Genomic DNA, 21,982 nt, shown 5'->3' on the forward strand with positions numbered 1-21,982 from the left:
CCGTGATCTTCGAACATCCAACCTACCCCACCGCCCGAACACCCGCCGGGCTGCGCCGACGGACCCTCCACGGCGAACGGATCCGCTCGGCCGTGCGACGCGCCCCGCAAGGTTGTCCACAGGGGGGCGAAATCGGGATGACCGGGCCGGCGGGGGCCGTGCACAATCCGGGCATGGCATCCAACGGCAAGGGATCGGACGTGGACGGGGCCGGGCCGGACGCCGGCGCCGACCGGGTGCTGCGGCGGCTCGACCGGGCCGTGCGCAGCGGAGAGCTGATACGCGTCCGCCGGGGCATCCGCGGTGCGGACCGCATCGAGGGCTTCGCGGTCGCGGCGACGCCCGGCTGGACGCTGCTGGCCGTCTGCACGGACATCCGGCTCGACGGCTTCGCCGCGGTGCGGACGGCGGACATCACCGAGGTCCGCTGCCGGGGAGACGAGACCTGCCTGACCGTCAGGGCGCTGCGCCGTCGCGGGCAGTGGCCGGTGTGCCTGCCCGGGCCGGCACTGCCGCTGGACGAGCTGGCGGGGCTGCTGGAGGCCGCCGACCGGGGGTTCGGCCTGGTCGCGGTGAGCCGTGAGCGGCAGGCACCGGATGCCTGCTGGATCGGGGCCGTTGCGGAGCTGCGGCCGAAGTCGCTGCGGCTCCACGAGGTCGACCCTGACGCGCACTGGCACACCGGTGTGTCGAAGTTCCGCTTCAAGGACATCACCAGGGTCGACTTCGGCGGCCGGTACGAGCGGACCCTGTGCGAGTTCGCCGGGCCGCGTCCGTAGGCGGCGGCGAGCCCCGGGCCGTCGTTCCGCTGCCCCGATCCGGTGGGGATCGGGGCAGCGGTTCACGGCTGCGGGGGCGGGTCCTGCTCCGCCGCTTCGGCGAGACGCTTGATCCGGGCCAGTCGCCGGTCCCAGTCCGCGGCGAGGGAGGACATCCAGCGCGCCGTGGCGTCCAGCGCCGCGGGCTGCACCGAGTAGCGGACCTTGCGTCCGGCCCGCCGGGCGGTGACCAGCCCGGCGGCGTCCAGGACGGCCAGGTGCTTGACCACGGCCTGCCGCGACACGGGGAGGCCTTCGGCGAGCACCGTCGCGGTGACCTCGCCGCGGGCGGCCAGCAGGTGCAGCAGCCGGCGCCGGGTCGGGTCCGCCAGGGCGGTCAGGACGCTGTCGACCGCCTCCGCGGGGCCGGGGACCTCCTCGGTCACGAGGAGGGCTGTTCGGCGCGCGTCCTGAACGCGTCGAGCACCTGCGACCAGCCGCCGGTGTTGTCCTGCACGGCCTTGAGGCGCAGCTCCTCGGAGCCGGCCAGCGCCGCGAAGCCGCTCTCGACGACCCGCAGGCGCGTCCCGTCGCCCTCCTGGGTCAGCGTGAACTCGATCAGCGTGCTGTTGTCCTCGCGCAGCTCCTCCCCGGGGAAGGCGCTGGCCCAGCGGTAGGCGACGTACGTCTGCGGCTCGACCTTCTCCACACGCACGGGGAAGTCCCCGTACTCGGGGTTCTTCACCACCACGGTCGAGCCCGCCGCGGCGGTCGTGCCGGCCACAGCGGCTTCGTCGGCCACCCAGAACCCGGGCTCGGTCACCAGCGACCAGACCCGCTCCAGGGGTGCTGCGATCAGGGTCTCGCGCTCGATCCGGTCCGCACTCATGAGGAAACTCCTTCACTTCCGGCAGTGGATGCAACTCCAGGGTTGCACGTCGCCTCCCCAGGTGCAACCCAAGAGTTGCACCTGGGGTCACGGCCGGGCGGCCGGGCGGCCCTACGGCAGGGGTTCGCCGCGTGCCGTGAGCCAGAGGTCGTACCACTCCTCGTGGGTGAGTTCGGGCTCGCGGACGGCGGCATCCCGGCAGGCGCGGATGCGGGCCGGACTGGCCGTGCCGACGACCGGGGCGATCCGCGCCGGATGCCGCTGGAGCCACCACAGCACGACCGCCTCCGGCGTGGTGCCCTTCGTCTCGGCCAGCGATGCGACGAGCTGCGCCGTCCGCCGCTCCCGGTCGCTCTCCTGGCGGCCGGTGTAGCGGCCCTGCGCGAGCGCACCCCAGGCCTGCAGCCGGATGCCGTTCCGGCGGCAGTGTTCGACCGTCCCGAACGGGAAGCCGTTGCCGGCCGCCGCGGCCGTGTTCACCAGCACCCCGGCCTCGAGCCAGTCCCGGCGCGCCAGGCTCATCTCCAGCTGGTTCGCCACCAGGGGCACGTCCAGGTGCGCCTGCAGCTCCTCGATCTGTGCGGCGCTCATGTTCGACACGCCGAACGCCCGCACGAGTCCCTGTCGGTGCAGCGACATCAGCGCCTCGGCGACCTCCGCCGGGTCGGCCAGCGGGTCGGGACGGTGCAGCAGCAGGGTGTCGAGGACGTCGGTGCGCAGCCGGGTGAGGCTCTCCTCGACCCGCTGCAGGATGCTGCTGCCGCGCAGGTCGTAGATGCCGGGCCGGTCACCGTCGGCGAGCCGGATGCCGCACTTGGTCTGGACGGTGATCCGCTCGCGCAGTCCGGGTGCCCGGGACAGGACCTCACCGAAGACGGCCTCCGCCTTCCCGCGCCGATAGATGTCCGCGTGGTCGAACACCGTGATGCCGGCGTCCAGCGCCGCCTCGACCGCCGCCTCCGCAGCGGCGACGTCCTGCGAGCCGTACTTCTCGGAGTCCCAGTCACCGCCCAGCCCCATGCAGCCGTACAGCAGGCGTTCCCCGCCCGGGAGTGTCGTCGTCATGCGACAACCCTAGGTGTGTCGTCTCGTGAGGTTGGTTCCAGCATCGGCCGGGCAGCGTGGAGCTACCTGGTCATGCCGAAACGGCATGGTTCTTTGCCGAGTGCGTGACCTTGTCCGCATGGTGGGGACATGAGCGACTTCAAGCCGATGCGAGCTGGCGAGCAGACCTGGGACGTCGTCGTGGTCGGAGGCGGGGCGGCCGGCCTGTCCGCTGCTTTGAACCTGGCCCGGGTGCGCCGGTCGGTGCTGGTGATCGATGCCGGTGAGCCTCGTAATGCCCCGGCGGTGAAGGTTGGGGCCCACGGGGTGCTCGGCCGGGAGGGCATTTCCCCGTTGGAGCTGCTGCGGCTGGGGCGCGAGGAGGTCGCTTCATACGGCGGCCGGGTCGTCTCGGGACGGGTGTCGCAGGTGCACCGTGACGGTGAGGGGTTCTCGGTCGTCACCGATGACTGGCAGCGGGTTCGGGCCCGGAGGGTTTTGGTGACCACGGGCCTGGTCGATGTGTTGCCCGAGGTGCCGGGGCTGGCCGAGCGGTGGGGCCGGGACGTGCTGCACTGCGTGTACTGCCATGGCTGGGAGATCCGCGATCGGGCGATCGGCGTGCTGGGCAAATTCCACCAGGCGCTGCTGTTCCGTCAGATGTCCGAGGACGTCACCTTGTTCCGGCACAGCGGCCTGGAGCTGAGTGACGAGCAGTGGGAGCAGCTTGCGGGCCTGGGGGTTGCCGTCGTGGACGGTGAGGTCACGGCTCTGGAGGTCGATGAGGAGGACCGGCTGGCGGGGGTGCGGCTGGCGTCGGGCACCGTGGTGCCGGTGCAGGAACTGGTGGTGGCCCCGCGGTTCGTGGCGCGCGCCGGCTTCCTGGACGGGCTCGGGCTGACGGTGCGGGAGCACCCCATGGGGCTGGGTGAGCAACTGGCCGTGGATGCGTCCGGGTTCACCGGGGTGGCGGGGGTGTGGGCGGCGGGCAACGTCAGTGATGTGCTGGCCGGAGTCCCGGCCGTTGCTGCGGCGGGGGTCACCGCGGCGGCGGCCATCAACATGGATCTGCTCCTGGCCGACGCCCGGGCGGCCGGTGCGGCGCGCACGGTGGGGGCGGAGGTGTTCGGCGCCGCGATGGAGGCCGAGGTGGCGCGGCGGGTGCTGGGTACGCGGGTGCACGGCCTGGACTTCTGACCGGCGCGGCCTTCTCCCCTGGCCGGTGCGGGCTGCGCTGCCGGCCAGGGGATCGGTGTCAGGAGGTGCGGGCCTTGAGGTGGGCGCGTTCGCCCTGACGTCCGAACAGGACGAGGAGTTCGACGACCCGGTCGTCGTCGGGGCCGAGCCAGTGCGGTACGTGGGTGTCGAACTCGGCGGCCTCACCAGGCTTGAGGACCAGGCTCTGGTCACCGAGGAGCAGGCGCAGCCGGCCCGCGAGCACGTAGAGCCACTCGAATCCCTCGTGGGTCTTCAGCTCGGGCTCGGTGTCGGGCCTGGGCGGGATGAGCAGCTTGTGCGCCTGGACGCCGCCGGGCTCGCTGAGCGGCACGTACGTCATGCCGTTGCGGGTCACGGGGCGCAGGTGGATGCGCGGGTCCCCGGTGCGCGGGGCGCCCACGAGCTGGTCGAGCGGCACTGCGTAGACCTCGGCCAGCGGCAGCAGCAGCTCCAGTGTCGGCTTGCGGCTGCCGCCTTCCAGGCGGGAGAGCGTGCTCTCGTTGATCTCGGTCCGCTCGGCGAGCTCGGCCAGCGTCATCTGGCGGCGCCGCCGCAGTTCCCGCAGCCGGGGCCCTACCGCATCCAGTACGTCCTTCTTCGCGATGCCCATGCCCACCAGGTTGCCGAAACAGCATGAGTCTTTGCAAGTCTGGCACGCGGGGGCGCACTGTGATCTCGGTGAGGCGGCCATACGGCCCCTGACCTGCCCCTATCGCCTGGACGAGGACTGGTCCGTGAAGACGACGAACGCCGACACCGCGAGCCTCACGGCTCCGGCTCTGGACCCGAAGCGCTGGCTCGCGCTGGTCGTGAGCTCCGTGGCGACGCTCATGGTCGTGCTGGATGTGTCCATCGTGAACATCGCGCTGCCGCACGCACAGAGCGATTTGGGTATGACCGACGCGAACCGGCAGTGGATGATCACCGCCTACGCCCCGGCCTTCGGCGGACTCCTGCTGCTCGGCGGGCGCATAGCCGACTTCATCGGCCGCAAGCGGGCCCTGACCATCGGCCTGCTCGGCTTCGCCGCCGCCTCCGCGCTCGGCGGCATGACCCCCGAACCGATCACGCTGTTCGCCGGCCGCGCCCTGCAGGGCGCCTTCGCCGCCCTGTTCGCCCCGGCGGCTCTCTCCCTGATCACCGTCGCCTTCACCGACTCCGGGGAGCGCAGCAAGGCGTTCGGGATCTACGGCGCCTTCCAGGGCGCCGGCGGCGCGGTCGGCCTGCTCCTCGGGGGCACCCTGACCGAGTACGCAGGCTGGATCTGGTGCATGTACATCAATGTCCCCATCGCCCTCGCCACCGCCCTCGCCGCCCGGTACGTCGTCCGCGAAAGCCGTGCCGCGGGCACCCGTCGCTATGACGTTCCCGGCGCCCTGCTGGCCACCGGCGGCCTCGTCGCCCTCGTCCACGGATTCACGCAGGCGTCCGAAGGCGCGGGATGGTCGGCGCCCGCCACTATCGCCCTGCTTGCCACCGCCGTCCTCCTGCTCACCGCCTTCGTCGCGGTGGAGCGGCGTACCGCACACCCGCTGCTGCCGCTGCGCGTGGTGATCGACCGCAACCGGGCCGGCGTCTACCTGGCCTATCTGTTGATCGGGGCCGGAATGTTCGGCATGAACCTGTTTATGACGTACTTCCTGCAGGTCAACCTCGGCTACACACCCCTGCTCACCGGCTTCGCCTTCCTCCCCTTCAGCATCGGCGTAATCACCACCACCACGCTGGCCCCGCCGCTGGTTGGCCGGTTCGGCCCCAAGGTGCTGATGACGGGCGGCATTCCGCTGGCCATCGCGGGCCTGCTCTGGCTTACCCGCCTCGACCCCGCCTCCGGCTACGTCACCGCGGTGCTGCCGACCCAGCTCCTGGTCGGCGTCGGCGTGGGCCTGTTCCACCTCTCCGGTCCCAACATCGCCCTGTCCGGCATCGCCCCCGGCGACGCGGGCGTGGCCAGCGCCGCACTGAACACCAGCCAGCAGGTCGGCGCGGCCCTCGGCCCGGCCCTGCTCAACACGTTCTACCTGGCCGCCGTCGCCGATCTCGGCACCGCTCACACCACCGCGGCCCGACTGTCGAGCTACGTGCACGGCTACCGCGTCGCGTTCGCCGCCAGCGCCGTCCTGTTCGTCCTCGCCCTCACCGCCGTGACCTGTCTGATCCGCTCCCACCGGAACACCGCCACCGCCTGATTCGTAAGTCGATGGCATCCAAGGTCAACAAGGCTCTACCGCCATCGATTTACAAGATCACTGGGTGTCGCCGAAAGGCGACCGGACTACTGAACCCCCTCCTCCAAGCGAAGGAAGACCCGCCATGACCTCCACGACCGACTCCGCCACGTTCTGGGAGAACCACTACTCCCACATGAATGCAAAGTGGGGCACCAAGCCCAACGCCGTCCTGGCCGACCTCGTCACTGCTCTCGCGCCCACATCTGGTACGGCACTCGACCTGGGCTGCGGGCACGGCGGCGACGCGATCTGGCTCGCCGGCTGCGGCTGGGACGTCACTCCCGTGGACGTCTCGGCGACCGCCCTCGACCGCGTCGCCGCAACAGCTGGCGCCAGCGGTGTGGCCCAGCGGGTCCACCCGGAACGGCACGACCTCACGCGCAGCTTCCCCGAAGGTGAATTCGACCTGGTCAGCGCCGTCTACTTCCACACCCCCATCGACATCCCCCGCACCCGGGTCCTGCGCCGAGCCACCCAGTCAGTCGCCCCGGGCGGCCTGTTCCTCCTGGTCGAACACGCCTCCATAGCGCCCTGGTCCTGGCAAGCCGGCCAGCACATCGACTTCCCCACTCCCGAAGACGTTCTCTCCTCGCTCCAACTCGGCGACGGCTGGCACATCGAGCGCTGCCACGCACCCCAGCGGACCGCCACCGGATCCCACGGCCAGACCGCAACCGTCACCGACAACGTCATCGCGCTGCGCCGGGCAGACTGAAGAGGGGCCATGACAGGGCACCGCAACGCACCACTGACCCCGAGGGCAGACTGCGATCGTGCCTACGGATCGATGCTGGACGGCCGATCGCGCACGTCGCGGCCGAGGCCGGCATATCGCGACGCTGTCCGGCCAAGTGGTACGCGCGCTGGCGCATGCACGGCGGGATCGGACTGCTTGACCGCTCCTCCCGCCCCTTCACCAGCCCAGGCCGAACCCTCGAGCCCGTCGCGGACTTGATCGAGGCACTGCGCCGGCAGACCAAGCACGGGCCCGCCCGGCTCGCCGCCGACCTCAAACGCTTGCCCGCCCGGCCCAATGCCCCCGCCATCGCTCCTCCTTCCGCCTCCCCGGCACCACCCCGGTCGGTGCCCGGGCCCCGGTGAACCAACTTCCCGCCGGACGGACGGAGTTCCCTGGCGCGGCGGGGTTTCAGCGGTCGTTGTCCGACAGGCCGCGTAGCCTTCGGCCGTGACCGATCGGAACGACCGGCGGCCCCAACCCTCGTACCCGTGGCGTGAGCTGCTGCAGCGGTGGAGCGACGACTGGCTCGACCCGGTCCTGCACGAGCAGGAGTCGCCCGAGCCGTTCCCGTCCGCGATGCGGGAGACCCGCTGGCTGGGCGGCCGAGGTGCCGATGCCGCGGAGATCGTGCGGCTGGAGCAGCGGCTCGGTACCGGCCTCCCGCCGAGCTACCGCCAGTTCCTCCGGACGAGCAACGACTGGCACGCCACGACCGCCCCCCGTAACAGCCTGCCGTCGGCTGCAACGAGCAAGGTCACCACGTGAGCCAACGTCCAAGCCGCGGATCGGGGTGTCAGGTGTTCCAGGTGCGGGTGCACAGAACGAGGCGGTAGCCGTCGGGGTCGGTGACGGTGACGCCGTGTTCGTCCCAGTACGGGTTGTGGGCCGGGACTCGGGTGCCGCCGTGCGTGGTGAGCCGTTCGACCAGGGCGGGGTCGACGGGGGTGCCCAGGTAGAGGACGAGGAGGTCGTCGACGGTCGGGGTGGGGCGGAGCGGGCGTTCGGGGTCGTGGGTGAGTTCGAGGTGCCAGGCGGCGCCCGGTGGGCCGACCATCAGCAGGTCGTGCTCGCCGGGCACTCGTTCGGCGGTGCGCCACAGCACCTCGAGCCCCAGCCCGTCGACGTAGAAGCGCTCCGCCGCCGCGAGGTCGAGCGAGGGGCGGGCCAGCCGGAGCCGGGTGTCGGGGCCGATCACGCCGAGCGCTCCAGGGCCGCGCGCCAGACCGGGCTGTCGACGTAGTGGTTGTCGAACTGCTCGGAGGAGGCCGCGATCTCGGCCGGGTCGGCCTCGCCGCGCATCACGCGGCCGAGCAGCCGCAGGTAGTCGAAGCGCTCCATGCCGGGCGTGAAGACGAACAGCACGTCGGCCTCGGAGCCGGGTGCGGCGGCGAAGGCGTGCGGGGTGTGCGGCGGGACGGCCAGGAAGTCTCCGGTGCCGAGCACCTTCACCTCCTCGCCGACCAGGACCTGGAGGGAGCCGCCGATCACGAAGAAGAGCTCCCACGCCCGGGTGTGGAAGTGGGCCGGGGCGCCGGCCGCTCCCCGCGCGAAGGTGGAGCGGTAGCTCGTGAACGCGCCCTGGGTGCCGGCCGAATCGGCGAGCAGGGTCATCACGCTGCTCGGGTCGGCGCAGGTCTCCGCCTCGGCGCAGCGGGTGAGGACGGGGCGGGCGGCCTCGGTGTCGGGTGCGGTGTCGGCGAGGTTCTGATGCGTCGTCATGATCGTTACCCTAGTGCCGGAAAGGACCGCCCGCATGGGGCATTCGGGCAGCAGGATCTTGGGCCAATTCGCCCCTCCGCCGCTGCGGTCCACGGGGCCGGCCCGGCCCGTGATCTCGGTGTGTCGCCGGTGTGACCGGCGCGCGCAACACTCGACGGTATGCGGAGTGCGGGGGAGTGGGCCGCGATCCGGGCGGTCCTGCGGTGGGCGGGGCATCCGGGGACGCTGGCCGCGGTGCTGGTGCTGGCGTTCAACGACCATGTGGGCAAACGGCTCTGGCCGGGTGCCGTGACCGGCAAGCTGAGCGACCTGGCCTGGATGCTGGTCGCGCCGCCGGTGCTCGCGCTGCTGCTGGTGCCGGCCTTGCGGCTGCGCGGCGACTGGCCGGCCCGGGTGGGCCTGGGTGGCACGGCGGTCGCCTTCGCGCTCGCCAAGTCGGGCCCGGTGGGCGGCGAGATCGCCTCCCTGGTGTGGTCGTCGAGCGGTGTGCCGAGCCGCATCGTCGGCGACCCCGCCGACCTGGTGGCGCTGCCGCTGCTGGGGTTGAGCCGGTGGCTGTGGACCCGGCGCGACCTCCCCGGCCGGGGGCGCCGGGCGGCGGCCGTACTGGCGGTGCCGCTGGCGGTGGCGGCCATGGCGGCCACCTCGATGGCGGACACCTGGTACGAACTGGTGAGCGTGGACGGGCGGCCCGTCCTGGTCACCAGCGACGACCGGTGGACCAGCGCGGACGGCGGGAAGACCTGGACGCTGGTGGAACACGAGCCGCAGGACTCCGCCGTGCGGCATTCGGGCAAGAGCGCGCCCACGACGGGCTGTTCGGCCGCGGACCCGCGGATCTGCTACCGCGTGACCGACGAGAGACTGCCGATCGAGGGCAGCCGGGACGGCGGCCTCACCTGGCAGCCGGTGTTCGACCCCCGCACGAACCGGCACACGGGAGCACACGGACTCCCGACGGCTTCTTCCCCGGGGCTCCCCTCGACGGTCCCGTCGTCGCAGGCCGCCTGGGCGTCCGGGGAGGCGGGCGCGCAGCCGACCGCGTCGGGGTCCACGACGCCCGGGCAGGTGCTGGTCGTCGAAACGGCGGACGGCCTCCGGGTGCTCGCGCACTACCCCCACCAGGGGCTCTTCCTCCGCGACACCGACGGCACCTGGGCGCGGCGCCCGTACCCGGTGTTCCGGCCGGAGATGCTCCCGGAGCCGCCCTGGGAGACCGGGTCCTGGCTCAGGGGCGTACCTGTCGCGGTCGCGGCCGGCTGGGCGACGGCCCTCGCGGCGATCGGCATGCGCCGACTGCGTACCGCACCGGCGGACGGTCGGCGGCGGCTCGCCGTCGGCTGGGCACTGTGCCAACTCCTGTGCCTGGCGTGGGTCCACTGCGCCGGACGGCTGACCGGCGGACGCGTGTTCGCCGTGCTGCCCGGGTGGCTGCCGGTGAGCGTGCTCTCGCTGTGGCTGCTGCCGCTGACCGTACTGGTCTGGCGCACCCCCGGCGTCGGCAGCCGTCCGCGCCCGGATGCCTGGCTGCTCGGCGCGGTCTTCGGCGCCGTCGGCCTGGTGCCCTACCTGATGTGGTTCCACGGTTCGGTCGTCACCTGGTCGGAGGCCTCCGGCCGGGTGCTGTGGGCAGCCCTGCTCGGTACGGCTGCGGGCGCGCTGTCCGGTTCGCTCCCCTGGCGGCCTCCTGCCGGTGCCGTGCCGAACCCTTACCCGCCCGCAGGACGCCACCGGTAGTGGCGACCGGACAACTTGTGCGCATCGGGACGGCTGCGGGGGACTCGGGCGCGGGGCGGTGGGGAAGGGACGTGCTGTGAACCCTGAATGCCCCCAGTGCGGGGAGATGCTGACTGCCCGACGGGTCGAGTTCCGGCGGAACCGCTGGGGTGTGTCCGGGCCGCGGCCGAGACCGGAGCTGTGGTGGGAGTGCGGCGCGTGTGCGTGGCTGGGCGTGCAGCACCGGGTCGGCGGGGAGTTCCGGAGGATGCGGCGCCTCACCGGTGGCGAGGCGGACTGCCCGTTCTGCGGTGAGCAGCAGTCGAACGTGGCCGGCCCGGTCTGGCGGCAGCCCGACGGCGGGCTGCGCAGCCTGGTGGTGTGCCTGGACTGCGGAACGAGCAACGCCCGCCGGATCGGGCGCGCGGAGGACGTGCAGTCGGAGGCGGGCTGACCGGACGTCGCACAGGGAGGCTTGTCAGGCTTTCCCTGACAAGCCTATCCTCACGTCAGGAACGACCTGACAAAGGATGCGACATGCCTGCTGGCACGGCCGAGCACGACCCCCTGCAGTGCTCCTTCTGCGGCAAGTCCGACGCCGAGGTGGACAAGCTGGTCTCCGGGCCGGGGGTGCACATCTGCAACCAGTGCGTCGACCTCGCCGCGTCGATCGTCGCCGAGTACCGCGGCGGGCCGGTCGACCTGCAGATGCCGACGTGGGGCTCGATGACGGACGAGGAGATGCTCGCCCGCCTCCCGCGGATCGCCGCCGTCGCCGACCAGGTCGAGGACAACCTCAGGGCGTGGGTGCAGGAACTGCGGCGGCGCGGCGTCACCTGGGCGCGGATCGGCGAATCCCTCGGCATCACCCGGCAGTCGGCCTGGGGGCGGTTCTCCGGCGAGGAGTAGCGGCACCGCGGCGGGCCCGGCCCCGTTCCCGGGCGGCGCCACCGTCGACGTGATCGGTGCCTCCCCGGCGCTGACCCGCCTCCGGGCGCTGGGCATGATCGCGGTCAACGGCGCCGACGGCAGGCCCTTCAAGAAGGAGAAGGGCACCACCGCGATGGTCGAGGACCGCAGCGGCGACCTCCACGCCGCGTACAACCGCATCCGATTCCTGCTTCACCCGGAGTGGAGGGCCGTCCGCGAACCGCTCCGACCGGCGGGCCGCCGTGCACCCTCAGCCGGTGCGGAGGACCCGGAAGCGGGCGGGTTCCACCGGATCCCGGTCGACGACCTGGACCGGCGGCCAGGCCCACTGCCACACACCGATGCCCGGCGTCCGGGAGAACCGGATCTGCCCGCGGGTGCCCTCGACCGCCACCTGCGGCCAGAACCCGCCCGTGCGCGCCCGGTCCGCGCCGTGCGAACGCAGTACCTCGGCGAGGACGGCGACCGTGTCGTAGCCCTCGAAGGCGACGAAGGAGGGCGCTTCGGCCAGCCGCTCGCGGAGGGCCGCCCCGACCCGTGCACCGAGCGGGCCGAGGCGCTCGGGCAGGTAGCGCAGGAACGGGACCGCGGCGCCGTCGCCGCCCAGCAGCGCCGCCCACTCGGCGAACTCCGGCTGCCCGGCCGGAGCGCCGATCATGATCCCGGCGAGGCGCCGGTCGCGGCGGACGGCCTTGACGACCGACACCGCCGGTTCCGGGTGGCCGACCAGGAGGAGGAGGGCCGTCGCGCGCTTGTCGGCGAGTTCGTCGCACACGGCCGTGGGGGTGAGGGCGCGCGCGTCGAGCTCGGTGACGCTACCGCCGTGCGGTACGAGGTGGTCCCGCAGGATGCGGGCACCGGCCGCCCAGTAGACGCTCGGCTCGGCCGCCACGGCGATCCGGCGGTGGCCCGTGTCGAGGAGGAAGCCCGCGTAGATGCGCCAGCCGTGGGACTGCGCCGGGGCGAGGCGCGCGATCCGTTCCGTCGGTCCGTCTTCCGGTTCCAGGTGCCGATGGTGACGTATTCATGCATCGGATTGCATCCACCACCATCGTCGACGGGCAACCGATTATCCCGCGATCCCGTGCAACCCGTGCGGTCACTCGTGCGTGAACCGAGAGAAGACCGTCGAGGGGGACGAATGAACAGAATGGGCAGGGCGATTGCGGCAGGGACGGCAGGAGGAGTGCTGCTCTGCACCGCGGCCTGCACCGGCAGCAGCGGCTCCGGGGACACGGGCGGCGAAGCCCGGGGAGGAGCGACCACGGCGAACGCCGCGTCGGCCGCCCGCATCAGCGTCGAGCCGGTGAACGGCGCCAAGGACGTCAAGCCGGCCGCCGGGCTCAAAGTCTCGGTCGCCCAGGGGAAGCTGACGAAGGTCAAGGTCACCGACCAGGCCGGCAAGGAGGTGCCCGGCACGCTCGCGGCGGACGACACCACCTGGACGCCGACGGGCGGCCTCGCGGTCTCCAGCCGCTACACCGTGCACGCCGAGGCCGCGGACAGCAAGGGCGCGGCGTCCGCCACGGAGAGCAGCTTCGCCACGCTGACCCCCGCCGAGAACGCCGGCCCCGAGGACAACATCAAGTCCGGGGACACCTACGGCGTCGGTATGATCGTCCGCCTGAAGTTCGACGCCGACGTCAAGGACAGGGCCGCGGTGGAGAAGGCCGTCACCTTCGAGACCTCGGACGGCGTCCAGGTCAAGGGCCACTGGTTCAGCAACCGCTGGGTCGACTTCCGCCCCGCGACCTACTGGAAGGCGGGCAGCAAGGTCGCCGTCCACTACCGCCTGAAGAGCGTCGAGGTCGCACCGGGCGTGTACGGGGGCATCGACAGCGACCAGACCTTCACCGTCGGCCGCGACAAGCGCAGCACCGTCGACGCCGCCTCCCACCGGATGACCGTGGAGAAGGACGGCCGTGTCGTCGAGACCATCCCCATCAGCACCGGGGCCAGCAGCCCCAAGTCCTGGAACGCCTACAACGGCATCATGGTCGTCATGGCGAGGGAGGGCTCGGCGCTCATGGACTCCTCCACCGTCCCCGGCCTGGAGGGCAAGGCCTACAAGCACCGCGTCCCGCACTCGCTGCGCCTGACCGTCTCCGGCACGTACGTCCACGGCAACAACTGGTCGGACGCGAGCGTCTTCGGGCGCCAGAACGTCAGCCACGGCTGCGTCGGCCTGCAGGACGCCGAGGGCGACAACGGTGCCGAGAACACCCCGGCCGGGAAGTTCTACGCCGACTCGATGGTCGGTGACGTCGTCACCATCAAGAACTCGGTCGGCCCGGACGTCGAACCGTCCAACGGGTACAGCGGCTGGAACATCCCCTGGAGCAAGTGGTAGCAGTCCGCCGGCGCTCCGGGCCGGGCTCCCCCTCCAGCCGACCGGAACAACTCGGTGGGCCCGCTCGACAGCCGCTGGTACGCTCCCCTGCGCCTGACAAGATGATCAAGGGGGTTCGGTGAGAGCACGGCACTGGTCCGCGCTGCTCGGAGCGACAGCGATCCTGGTGGCTGCGACGATAGGCCTGGGATGGGGGGACCGGGGTGCGGGCGAGGGGGCCGGTGGTGCCGCCGCGTCAGCCACACCGTCGACCGAGTACCGGGACACTCTCCTGACAGCCTCCGCCGCGGTGCGTAAGGCGGGCAGCGTCCGTCTATCAGTAGCGGACGAGGCACCCTGGAGCAGCACGGGAGTCTTCCACTGGGAGCAGTCCCGCACGGCCGAACTGGTCAGGAAGCGGGACTACGACGACGCGCAGTTCGCGATGCGGATGGTCGACCGGGCCTTCTACGTCGGGCAGAGCGGGAGCGGCTGGGCCAGAGTCCCACTCGGCGCGGCCTCTGAGGAGGAGTCGGGTCCGGCGGACCGCGGAGCCGCGCAGATCGCCGTGTTCTGGGTGATTGACCCGCTGTTCCAACTCGACGTCCACGGCCGTCTGGGCAGCGTCGTCCGCAAGGGCGACGAGAAGGTCGACGGCGCCCCCGCCGTGCACTACCGCAGCACCGTGGAGAATTCCGCGTTCGTCTCGGCCATTGGTGACGACCTGCCGGCCGCCCGGCGGGACGCGGTACAGCTCGCGCTGGAACTGCGCGGCGCCACGGTGGCGGCGGACTTCTGGATCGGGCCCGGCGGCGAAGTGCTGAAGATGGCGGTCGACCTTCCGACCCAGCGCGACGGCTCCACCGCGGTCCGGTACAGCGACTACGGTCGGGCCGCCGCCGTCCAGGCCCCGCCGCCGGCCGAGATCCTCAACCCGAACGGCTGACGCCCGTCCGGTGCCCCGCCTCCTCAGCCGGCGGGGCGGTCCGGCGCTCGGAGGGCACCGACCGGGTCGGGCCTGTGGCGGTCGTCCTCGGTGCCGTCCCCGGCGAGGTCGGGCAGGGCCTCGCCGAGCAGGGGCTCGCGGCCCTCGATCAGCCAGAACAGGTAGCCCCGCAGGTAGTCCTCCACCGTCCCGTCCTGCAACCGGGCGGCGTAGGCGCGCAGAGGTTCCTCCTCGTTGTGGCTGTCCTCCGGGTGCTCGAGTTCGGTGGCCAGCCAGTCGAGGACCCGGCCGCGGTCGGCCCACCACGCCCGTACGCTCTCGGGGGTCCAGTGCTGGTCGCCGTCCGAGGCGTAGCCGCCCAGCGGCTCGTTGTACGCGACACCGACCAAGGCGTCCACCTCGCGCGGGTCGGCGGGCTGCCGGTAGACGAACTCGTAGCCCTCGTCGTCGCTCAGGATGTGCTCGGGCAGGTGGAAGGGGCCGTTGAGCCCGGTGTCCGTCTCACCGCAGTAGAACGGCCCCGGCGCGTTCAGCCAACTGCGCTGCTCCCAGGTCGCATCGCCGATCGAAGCCGTGAGTTCCGCAAGGGTCGGCATCGGGTCCCAGTAGGCGAGCCTGTCCCACTCGCCGCGCTCCGGGTACGGCACACGTGCCGGGCGCGGCGCCGGCCGGTCTGCGGGCTCGGCGTCGCCGCCCTTGTGCCGGAGGGCCCAGGCACAGCTCACCACCGTGCCCCACGCCGCGCCGCTGCCGAGCGCGATCAGTGCCCTGGTCATCAGTTCCACGGTCGGCAACCCTACGGGGCGCGTGGGCCACCCTGGGGGAGGGGTGCGCCAAGGGTGGTTCGGCCGCTGGGTAGTCTTCGGGCCATGTGGAGAGAAGCGGCTCTTGGTGCTTTTCCCGGGGCGGAGTTCTGCAGGCCCGCGCAGGTGGTGGCCCTCGCTGATGCAGAGCACCGTCTCGGCCGCGGGCTGCCTGCCGAGCTGAGGCAGCTGCTCCTGGAGAGCAACGGAATCGTCGGGCGGAGCGCGGTGGACACCGTCTGGCCCGTCGAGCAGATCGTCGAGCAGAACCTTCTCTTCCGCTCCGACGGCTCCTTCGCCGAGCTGTACATGTCCTTCGACGCCCTGCTCTTCTTCGGGGACAACGGGGGCGGGGACCAGTTCGCGTTCGTACAGACGCCCCGGCGCCCGGACGTCTTCGTCTGGGAGCACGAGACCGACAGCCGCCGGTGGGTGGCACGGGACCTGATGGACTACCTGGGGCGGTCACTCGCCGAAAGCGGCGACGATTGGTACCGGTAGGCCGTCATCGGCCCGGCCACGGTCGCCCGGATGTGGGTGGGTGCGTCTACGGTGCCGGTTGTGAGCGACGATCAGCGTGAGAACGGCGCGGGTACCGGCCCTTCGGGGGCGGGCGCGTGGTGGACGGACCCGGGGCTGCTGGTGAACGGCGATCCGGCACAGGTCGGGCAACTGCTGGAGGCGGCCGCCGACCCGCGGGCCCGCCTGGCGGCGGCCGTGTACCGGGCGTCGGCGGACGTGCACCGGGCGGCCGCGCCGGTGCAGCGGCGGCAGCTGCTGGCCCTGGACGCGGCCCGGGCCGGCGACATGGAGCTGTCCGCCCGGCTCCGGGACACCGCGGTGCCGGGGCAGCCGGCCGCGCAGTGGAGCGTGGAGTGGGCGAGCGGCGCCGGCGCCGACACCCGGCTGCTGCGCACCTTCACCGGCCACGACGGGCCCGTGACGGCGGTGGCCGCGGCGGTCGTCGGCGGGCGGCCGGTGGCCGTCTCCGCGAGCCGGGACACCACCGTACGGGTCTGGGACGTGGCCACCGGCGACCGGCTCCACGAGTGGGCGGCGGGCGACGTCGACCCGCTGTCCTCGCTGACGGCCGAGGTGCTGTCGATCGCCACGGTCGAGGCCGACGGGCGCGTCCTCGCGCTGACCCTGGACACCGACGGCGTGGTACGGGCCCGGGACCTGGAGACCGGACAGCCGGCCGGCGAACTCGTCAGCGCGGTGGAGACAACCACGCTCGCCGGGCACCCGGTGGTGCTGACCATGGACGCGGCCCGGACGCTGCAGGTGTGGGACACGGCCACCGGCGCCCGGCTCGGCACGTACCCCTCGATCGTCGAACTCGGCGACCTCGACGGCCGCCGGGTCGCCGTCACCGGCGCCGCAGGCTGCCCGGTGCAGGTCTGGGACCTCGCCACCGGCCGCGAACTCGGCGAGACCCTGGAGGTGGTCGAGGCAGGCGAGTACGGCCGCGGCCGGGCCTACGCCGTGACCGCCCGGGACGGCGGGGCGCCGCAGACGTGGGACCTGAGCAGCGGCGAGCCGCTCGAGGGCCCCGCACCGGAGGCGGACGGGCTGCTGTCGGGAGCCGCCACGGCCCTGACCGTCGTCCACGGGCGGGCCGTCGCCGTGACGCTCGTCGACCAGGACGAACCGGAGTTCCTCGGCGAGTTGGCCGACGGCCGCCACGGCACCTCCGTGCGCGGCACCTGGGACGTGTACCTGGGGACGAGTCGGGTCGCGCTCGCCGCGACGGCCGACGGGCGGCTGCACCTCTGGGACCTGACGGCGGGCCGGCAGGACGTCGGCGGCATACGCGTGCTGCGGAGCACCCCCGCGGGGGAACGCCTGCAGGAACTCGTTCTCGGCCCGGGCAGCGGGGACGTTCCCTGGGGCCCGCTCACCGGCCGGAGCGGCGCCGCGCCGGCGGACGGATCGCCGGCCGTGTCCCCGCCCTTCGACCTGGCGGGGCGGACGGTCGTCCTCACCGGCGAGAAGGACGGGGGCCTCACGGTGCGCGACACCGGGGACGGGCACCCCCTGGGCCCGCCGCTCACCGGCCACACCGGCCCCGTACGCGCGGTGGCCACCGCGTCCGCCGGGCCGACGGTGCTGGCGGCCACCACCGCCCCGGACCGCACCGTCCGGGTGTGGGACGTCACCGCCCGGCAGCCGTACGGGGAACCGCTGACCGGCCACAGCGGGCAGGTCTGGGACGTCGCCGCCACCGTCCTGGACGGGCGCCCCGTGGCCGTCACCGCGGGCGCCGACCACACCGTCCGCGCCTGGGACCTCACCGCGCCGCAGACGGGCGGCGCCCACCGCACCGGGCACAGCGGCGCCGTCCGGGGGCTCGCCGTCGCCGCACTGGACGGCCGGCCCGTCGCCCTCACCGCGGGCACCGACCGCACCGTGCGCACCTGGGACCTGGCCACCGGCCGTCAGGCGGCAGACCCGCTGCAGACCGACACCGCCGTCCTGACGACCGCCCTGGTCGGCAGCCGGACGGTCGCCGTGTGCGCCGCCCCGGACGGCACCGTGCACACCCTCGACCCGGCCACCGGCGAGGAGCTGCACCGCCCCTTCCCGACCGGCCACGGCAGGGTCCTGGACCTGGCCACGGCCGTGCTCGACGGCCTGCCGGTGCTGCTCACCGCGGGCAGCGACCGCACCACCGGCGTCTGGTACCTGACGACCGGAACACAGCTGCGGGAGCCCCTCACCGGCCACACCGGCCGCGTCACGGCCGTCACCACCGCGGTGCTGGACGGGCGGCCCGTCGCGGTGACCGGCAGCTGGGACAGGACGGTTCGCCGCTGGGACCTCACCACCGGCCACCAGATCGGCGAACCGCTGACCGGCCACACCGACTGGGTGACGGCACTGACCACCACGACCGTCGACGGCACGCCCACCGCAGCGAGCACCGGACGGGACGGAACACTCCGCCTGTGGGACCTCACCACCGGGGAACAGACCGTCGGCATCCCCGCCCCCGGCGCCGCCTCGGGCGCGGTCGCCCTCCTGCCCGCGGCCGACGGCAGCCCGCATGCCGCCGCGATCGGCCACGACCGGGAACTGCACCTCCTCGACCCTGCGACCGGCCGCGGCACCGCCGCCGACCTGCTGTTCCCGTTCCCCGTCCACGCCCTCGCCGCAGCACCCGACGGCCGCCTGGTGGTCGCCTTCGGCCCGGAGATCGCCGTCCTCCGCCCGCCCGGCGAGTAGACCCGACAGGGTCACCCGCCCGATTCTCCGTTGCGTACAGGGCGATTGCGGCAGCAGGATCACGCCCGGGGTCAGATGCAGGGCGGACGGAGGGGTCGGATGGGATCGCCGGGGGGCTCGCGTCCGGCCGGCAGCGTTTGCACGCGCGGAATCCCGCCTGTTGCGCAGAGGCGGCATTCGGACGGAACGTCATGTTCTCGTCCTTGGGCGGAACCCCCGGACAACTGGGACGGCAGTGTCGCAAATCTGCCGGCGAACCGTCCGTCGGCGCTGGTCTAATGCCCGACATGACTGCACAGCACCACAACGCTCAGCTGTTCCGTTCCCTCCACGACTCCGCCGCCCCGCTGGCCCTGGCCAACGCCTGGGACGCCGCCAGCGCCCGCCTCGTCGAGGCCGCCGGCGCCAAGGCCGTCGCCACCACCAGTGCCGGCGTCGCCTGGGGTCTGGGGGCCGCGGACGGCAACCACCTCGACCGCGACCAGGCCGTCGCACTGATCCGTCGGGTGGTGGACGCCGTTTCCATTCCGGTGTCCGCCGACATCGAGAGCGGCTTCGGCGCCACCCCTGCCGACGTCGCCGACACCATTGCCCAGGTCATCGCCGCCGGCGCCGTCGGCGTCAACATCGAGGACGCGTCCTCGGACGGAACCCCCGGCCTGCGGCCGGTGGAGGAGCAGGCCGAGCGGATCGCCGCCGCCCGCGCCGCGGCCGACGAGGCCGGCGTCCCGCTCTACATCAACGCGCGCATCGACACCTACCTGCGCGCCGTCGGGACGGAGGAGACCCGCGTCAAGGAGACGCTGGACCGCGCCCGCGCCTACCTCGACGCTGGCGCCACCGGCATCTTCGTGCCCGGCGTCACCGACGCGGAGACCGTCGCCGCGCTGACCGAGGGCATCCCCGCCCCCGTCAACATCCTCGCCGGCCCCGGCGCCCCGACCGTCGCCGAGCTGTCCGAGCTCGGCGTGGCCCGGGTCAGCCTCGGCTCCTCCGTCGCCGAGGCGGCCTACGCGGTCGTCCGCCGGGTCGCCTCCGAGCTGGTCGCCACCGGCACCTACGAGAGCCTGGCCGATGCCGTGGACTACAACGAGTTCAACACCCTGATGCGCGGCTGAGTCCGGCACCGTCACCGGCGTGCCGGGGAGGGCGTGCGTCCCTTCCCGGCACGGCCGTGTGCGCGCTCGTCTCCGCAGGTCGGCTCAGGAGCTCCCGGCAGCGGTGGCGCGGAAGGCCTGCACGCCCGCCTCGTCGGCCTCGAAGACCACCGTGTGGTACTGCTCGATCCGGGAGACGATCGCCTCCCGTGGGCCGCCGATCCACGCCGCGCTGTCGTAGAAGCGCTGCTCCTGCTCCCGGTGCTCCGCCGGCGAGGCGAAGGAGCGGATCAGGTACGCCTCCTCGTGCCCCTCCTCCGCGAACAGCGAGGCCCCGCAGCCGAGCACCGTGATCCCGGCCCGCTCCAGCAGCGGCACCGACTCCTCGCGCATCACCCGGACGAACTCCTCCCCGGTGCCGGGCTTGAGGCGGTAGGTGCGGACTTCGACGATCATGCGCGGTTCCCCCCGGAGGTGTGGCTGACCGTCAGCCCCCGGCAGCGGACGAGCATATGGCGAGCGCAGCCGTGCCGGAGGGCGGCGGCGCGAACGCTGCGGCCTTGTCGGCTGGACAGGATTATGACGATCGGTCTACATTGAACGGCGTGGGAGCCAAGGGCGAGGAGACGCGCGGCCGGCTGGTGCAGGCGACCCGTGCGCTGATCGAGGAGCGCGGGTACTACGGCACCGGCCTCAACGACGTACTGGCCGCGAGCGGAGCCCCGCGCGGCTCGATGTACTTCCACTTCCCCGCGGGCAAGGACGAGATGGTCGCCCTGGCGCTGACCGAGGCCGGCCAGGACATCGGTGCGCTGATCGAAGGCGCGGCCGAGGGCGACGCCGACCCGGCCGAGGTGGTGCGACGCCTGCTGGACGCCCTCGGCGACCGCATGGCGGAGTCCGACTGGGCCAAGGGCTGCCCCATCGCCACCGTCGCCCTGGAGACGGCGGCCGGCCACGAGGGCCTGCGCAGGGTGTGCGCGGACGCGTACGAGACCTGGCAGCAGGAACTGGCCTGGATGCTCGTCCGGCACGGACGCGACCGGGCCGCCGCCGATGCCGCGGCGGGCGCGGTGCTGGCCCTGGTGGAGGGCGCGCTGCTACTCGCCCGGGTCTCGCACAGCCGCGTGCCGCTGGACCGTGCCGCCCGCGCCGCCGAACTCCTGCTCGCCCCCGGGGCCGCCTGACCGGCGGCCCTTCGCCCGGCCGCTTCCGGCCATGGAATATGTAGACCGGTCCAGTGAAAGGAATCGCATGACCCACCCCGGCACCCTCGTCCTCGGCGCCACCGGCTTCATCGGCCGCTGGTACGTCCTCGAGCTGCTCGAGCGCGGCGAGCACGTCGCGATCGGCCTGCGCGGAGGCGCCGCCCGCGACACCGGGCTGCGCGACTGGCTCACCGCCCACGGCGCGTCACCGGACGCACTCGCCGACCGGCTCACCACCGTCGCCGCCGACATCACCCGACCCGGCCTCGGCCTCTCCCGCCACGACGGCGAACTCCTCGCCGGCGTCCGCGACACCGTCAACCTCGCAGCCCGGTACGCCTTCGGCCTCACCCGGGCCGACGCCCGCACCGCCAACGTGGACGGAGCCCTCCACCCCCTGCGCTGGGCCGCCGAACGACCCGCCCTGCGACGCCACATCCACCTCTCCGGCTACCGAGTGGGCCGCACGGCGGGCCTGCGGCATCCGCTGCCGCCCGCCGACGCCGACCGCCTCTACCGCACCCTCGGCGCCTACGAGGCCTCCAAGACCGAGGGCGACATCGCGGTCCGCACCCTGGCACCCGAGCTCGGCGTGCCGCTGACCGTGGTGAACCCCGGCGCCGTCATCGGCCACTCCCGAACCGGCGAAGCCGGCCAGTACCTCGGCCTCGCCACCCTCGTCGAACAGCTGTGGACCGGCCGCCTCCCGGCCCTCGCCGGCAGCCGCCGCACCGTCGTGCCCGTGCTCGCCGTGGACCACCTCGCGGCCTTCCTGGCGGCCGTCCCCCGGTACGACGACGGCATGCTCCACGTGCACACCGTCCTCGACCCGGCCACCCCGCCGCTGCCCGAACTGGTCGCCCTCGCCGCCCACCGGCTCGGCGTCCGGCCACCACGGCTCCTGCTGCCGGTCGGTCTGGTCCGACGCCTGCCGCGGGCCCTGACCGGCGTCGACCCGGAGACGCTGACCTTCCTCGCCGAGGACACCTACGACACCGCCTCGGCCGACGCCCTCGCCCGCGCCGCCGGCCTGGCCCACCCGCCGGTCCGGCGACTCGTCCAGGACTGGGCCGCACGCATCGTCACCGACCGCTTCCCCGGCGCCGCCCCCGCCCCGATCGGGGGGTAGC

General features: G+C 73.1%; 23 protein-coding genes and 3 pseudogenes. 16 read left to right on the forward strand and 10 right to left on the reverse strand.

From position 1 onward, the window contains the following. Positions 1-173: 173 nt before the first annotated feature. Positions 174-779: a hypothetical protein gene (locus AB0M03_RS01180; RefSeq protein ID WP_363487006.1), complete on the forward strand. Its 606-nt coding sequence runs from the start codon at positions 174-176 to the stop codon at positions 777-779. Positions 780-841: 62 nt separating this feature from the next. On the opposite strand, the gene AB0M03_RS01185 is transcribed toward AB0M03_RS01180, so the two are convergent. From AB0M03_RS01185 to AB0M03_RS01195, 3 genes are all read right to left on the reverse strand, one after another. Then, on the reverse strand, positions 842-1,204 hold the full coding sequence (locus AB0M03_RS01185) for a metalloregulator ArsR/SmtB family transcription factor (protein ID WP_363487008.1): 363 nt from the start codon (positions 1,202-1,204) through the stop codon (positions 842-844). Then, a complete protein-coding gene (locus AB0M03_RS01190; RefSeq protein WP_363487010.1) occupies positions 1,201-1,647 on the reverse strand; it encodes an SRPBCC domain-containing protein in 447 nt (148 codons plus the stop codon). Before AB0M03_RS01190 ends, AB0M03_RS01185 begins: the two co-directional genes overlap by 4 nt. 111 nt (positions 1,648-1,758) lie before the next feature. Further along, complete coding sequence (locus AB0M03_RS01195) at positions 1,759-2,712, reverse strand: aldo/keto reductase (RefSeq protein WP_363487012.1); 954 nt, start codon at positions 2,710-2,712, stop codon at positions 1,759-1,761. A gap of 129 nt (positions 2,713-2,841) precedes the next feature. On the opposite strand from AB0M03_RS01195, the gene AB0M03_RS01200 reads away from it, so the two are divergent. Next, positions 2,842-3,888 (forward strand): NAD(P)/FAD-dependent oxidoreductase, encoded by a 1,047-nt coding sequence (locus tag AB0M03_RS01200; RefSeq protein ID WP_363487015.1) that lies wholly within the window; start codon positions 2,842-2,844, stop codon positions 3,886-3,888. Between the two features lie 58 nt (positions 3,889-3,946). Here the strand turns inward: AB0M03_RS01200 and AB0M03_RS01205 are convergent, their stop codons facing one another. Beyond that, a complete protein-coding gene (locus AB0M03_RS01205) occupies positions 3,947-4,519 on the reverse strand; it encodes a helix-turn-helix domain-containing protein (protein WP_363487017.1) in 573 nt (190 codons plus the stop codon). Between the two features lie 124 nt (positions 4,520-4,643). Between AB0M03_RS01205 and AB0M03_RS01210 the strand changes: the two genes are divergently transcribed. The 4 genes and pseudogenes from AB0M03_RS01210 to AB0M03_RS01225 all read left to right on the forward strand — a co-directional run bounded on the left by AB0M03_RS01210 (position 4,644) and on the right by AB0M03_RS01225 (position 7,644). Next, on the forward strand, positions 4,644-6,098 hold the full coding sequence (locus AB0M03_RS01210) for an MFS transporter (RefSeq protein ID WP_363487019.1): 1,455 nt from the start codon (positions 4,644-4,646) through the stop codon (positions 6,096-6,098). A gap of 124 nt (positions 6,099-6,222) precedes the next feature. Then, positions 6,223-6,855, forward strand: coding sequence for a class I SAM-dependent methyltransferase (locus tag AB0M03_RS01215; protein WP_363487021.1), 633 nt, complete (start codon positions 6,223-6,225; stop codon positions 6,853-6,855). Positions 6,856-6,864: 9 nt separating this feature from the next. Next, positions 6,865-7,052, forward strand: a pseudogene (locus tag AB0M03_RS01220) (leucine zipper domain-containing protein); the annotation flags it as partial. Positions 7,053-7,326: 274 nt separating this feature from the next. Then, the gene (locus AB0M03_RS01225; protein ID WP_363487023.1) at positions 7,327-7,644 is read left to right on the forward strand and encodes an SMI1/KNR4 family protein; all 318 of its coding nucleotides are present in this window, start codon (positions 7,327-7,329) and stop codon (positions 7,642-7,644) included. Positions 7,645-7,672: 28 nt separating this feature from the next. On the opposite strand, the gene AB0M03_RS01230 is transcribed toward AB0M03_RS01225, so the two are convergent. After that, positions 7,673-8,074 carry a VOC family protein gene (locus AB0M03_RS01230; protein ID WP_363487025.1) on the reverse strand — a complete coding sequence of 134 codons (402 nt, stop codon included), beginning with the start codon at positions 8,072-8,074 and terminating at the stop codon, positions 7,673-7,675. Next, positions 8,071-8,598, reverse strand: coding sequence for a cupin domain-containing protein (locus AB0M03_RS01235; RefSeq protein ID WP_363487027.1), 528 nt, complete (start codon positions 8,596-8,598; stop codon positions 8,071-8,073). The genes AB0M03_RS01230 and AB0M03_RS01235 overlap by 4 nt, the downstream gene beginning before the upstream one ends. 159 nt (positions 8,599-8,757) lie before the next feature. Between AB0M03_RS01235 and AB0M03_RS01240 the strand changes: the two genes are divergently transcribed. From AB0M03_RS01240 to AB0M03_RS01250, 3 genes are all read left to right on the forward strand, one after another. Beyond that, positions 8,758-10,335: a hypothetical protein gene (locus tag AB0M03_RS01240; protein WP_363487029.1), complete on the forward strand. Its 1,578-nt coding sequence runs from the start codon at positions 8,758-8,760 to the stop codon at positions 10,333-10,335. Between the two features lie 247 nt (positions 10,336-10,582). Beyond that, positions 10,583-10,768 carry a hypothetical protein gene (locus tag AB0M03_RS01245; RefSeq protein WP_363487031.1) on the forward strand — a complete coding sequence of 62 codons (186 nt, stop codon included), beginning with the start codon at positions 10,583-10,585 and terminating at the stop codon, positions 10,766-10,768. A gap of 83 nt (positions 10,769-10,851) precedes the next feature. Then, a complete protein-coding gene (locus tag AB0M03_RS01250; protein ID WP_363487033.1) occupies positions 10,852-11,223 on the forward strand; it encodes a ClpX C4-type zinc finger protein in 372 nt (123 codons plus the stop codon). 271 nt (positions 11,224-11,494) lie between these two features. Here the strand turns inward: AB0M03_RS01250 and AB0M03_RS01255 are convergent. Continuing rightward, positions 11,495-12,235 (reverse strand): annotated as a pseudogene (locus tag AB0M03_RS01255) (amino acid ABC transporter substrate-binding protein); the annotation flags it as partial. 195 nt (positions 12,236-12,430) lie between these two features. Between AB0M03_RS01255 and AB0M03_RS01260 the strand changes: the two are divergent. Beyond that, positions 12,431-13,594: an Ig-like domain-containing protein gene (locus AB0M03_RS01260; protein WP_363487035.1), complete on the forward strand. Its 1,164-nt coding sequence runs from the start codon at positions 12,431-12,433 to the stop codon at positions 13,592-13,594. A gap of 289 nt (positions 13,595-13,883) precedes the next feature. Further along, positions 13,884-14,519: a hypothetical protein gene (locus AB0M03_RS01265; protein ID WP_363487037.1), complete on the forward strand. Its 636-nt coding sequence runs from the start codon at positions 13,884-13,886 to the stop codon at positions 14,517-14,519. 23 nt (positions 14,520-14,542) lie between these two features. Here the strand turns inward: AB0M03_RS01265 and AB0M03_RS01270 are convergent, their stop codons facing one another. Beyond that, positions 14,543-15,295, reverse strand: coding sequence for a hypothetical protein (locus AB0M03_RS01270; protein ID WP_363487039.1), 753 nt, complete (start codon positions 15,293-15,295; stop codon positions 14,543-14,545). A 93-nt stretch (positions 15,296-15,388) separates the two neighbouring features. Between AB0M03_RS01270 and AB0M03_RS01275 the strand changes: the two genes are divergently transcribed. After that, the gene (locus AB0M03_RS01275; protein ID WP_363487041.1) at positions 15,389-15,823 is read left to right on the forward strand and encodes an SMI1/KNR4 family protein; all 435 of its coding nucleotides are present in this window, start codon (positions 15,389-15,391) and stop codon (positions 15,821-15,823) included. Between the two features lie 60 nt (positions 15,824-15,883). Continuing rightward, on the forward strand, positions 15,884-18,547 hold the full coding sequence (locus AB0M03_RS01280; protein WP_363487043.1) for a WD40 repeat domain-containing protein: 2,664 nt from the start codon (positions 15,884-15,886) through the stop codon (positions 18,545-18,547). A gap of 115 nt (positions 18,548-18,662) precedes the next feature. Here AB0M03_RS01280 and AB0M03_RS01285 read toward each other — a convergent pair. After that, a pseudogene (locus AB0M03_RS01285) lies at positions 18,663-18,785 on the reverse strand (Ada metal-binding domain-containing protein); the annotation flags it as partial. A gap of 49 nt (positions 18,786-18,834) precedes the next feature. Here AB0M03_RS01285 and AB0M03_RS01290 point away from each other — a divergent pair. After that, positions 18,835-19,665 (forward strand): isocitrate lyase/phosphoenolpyruvate mutase family protein, encoded by an 831-nt coding sequence (locus tag AB0M03_RS01290; protein WP_363487045.1) that lies wholly within the window; start codon positions 18,835-18,837, stop codon positions 19,663-19,665. Between the two features lie 84 nt (positions 19,666-19,749). Here AB0M03_RS01290 and AB0M03_RS01295 read toward each other — a convergent pair whose 3' ends face one another. Next, positions 19,750-20,100, reverse strand: a complete 351-nt coding sequence (locus tag AB0M03_RS01295) for an NIPSNAP family protein (RefSeq protein WP_363487047.1) — start codon at positions 20,098-20,100, stop codon at positions 19,750-19,752. A gap of 149 nt (positions 20,101-20,249) precedes the next feature. On the opposite strand from AB0M03_RS01295, the gene AB0M03_RS01300 reads away from it, so the two are divergent. Both AB0M03_RS01300 and AB0M03_RS01305 read left to right on the forward strand, forming a co-directional pair. After that, complete coding sequence (locus tag AB0M03_RS01300) at positions 20,250-20,831, forward strand: TetR/AcrR family transcriptional regulator (protein ID WP_363487049.1); 582 nt, start codon at positions 20,250-20,252, stop codon at positions 20,829-20,831. A 67-nt stretch (positions 20,832-20,898) separates the two neighbouring features. Continuing rightward, a complete protein-coding gene (locus tag AB0M03_RS01305) occupies positions 20,899-21,981 on the forward strand; it encodes an SDR family oxidoreductase (RefSeq protein ID WP_363487054.1) in 1,083 nt (360 codons plus the stop codon). Position 21,982: the final 1 nt, after the last annotated feature.

It is taken from the genome of Kitasatospora sp. NPDC051914, assembly GCF_040680995.1.
GTDB lineage: Bacteria > Actinomycetota > Actinomycetes > Streptomycetales > Streptomycetaceae > Kitasatospora.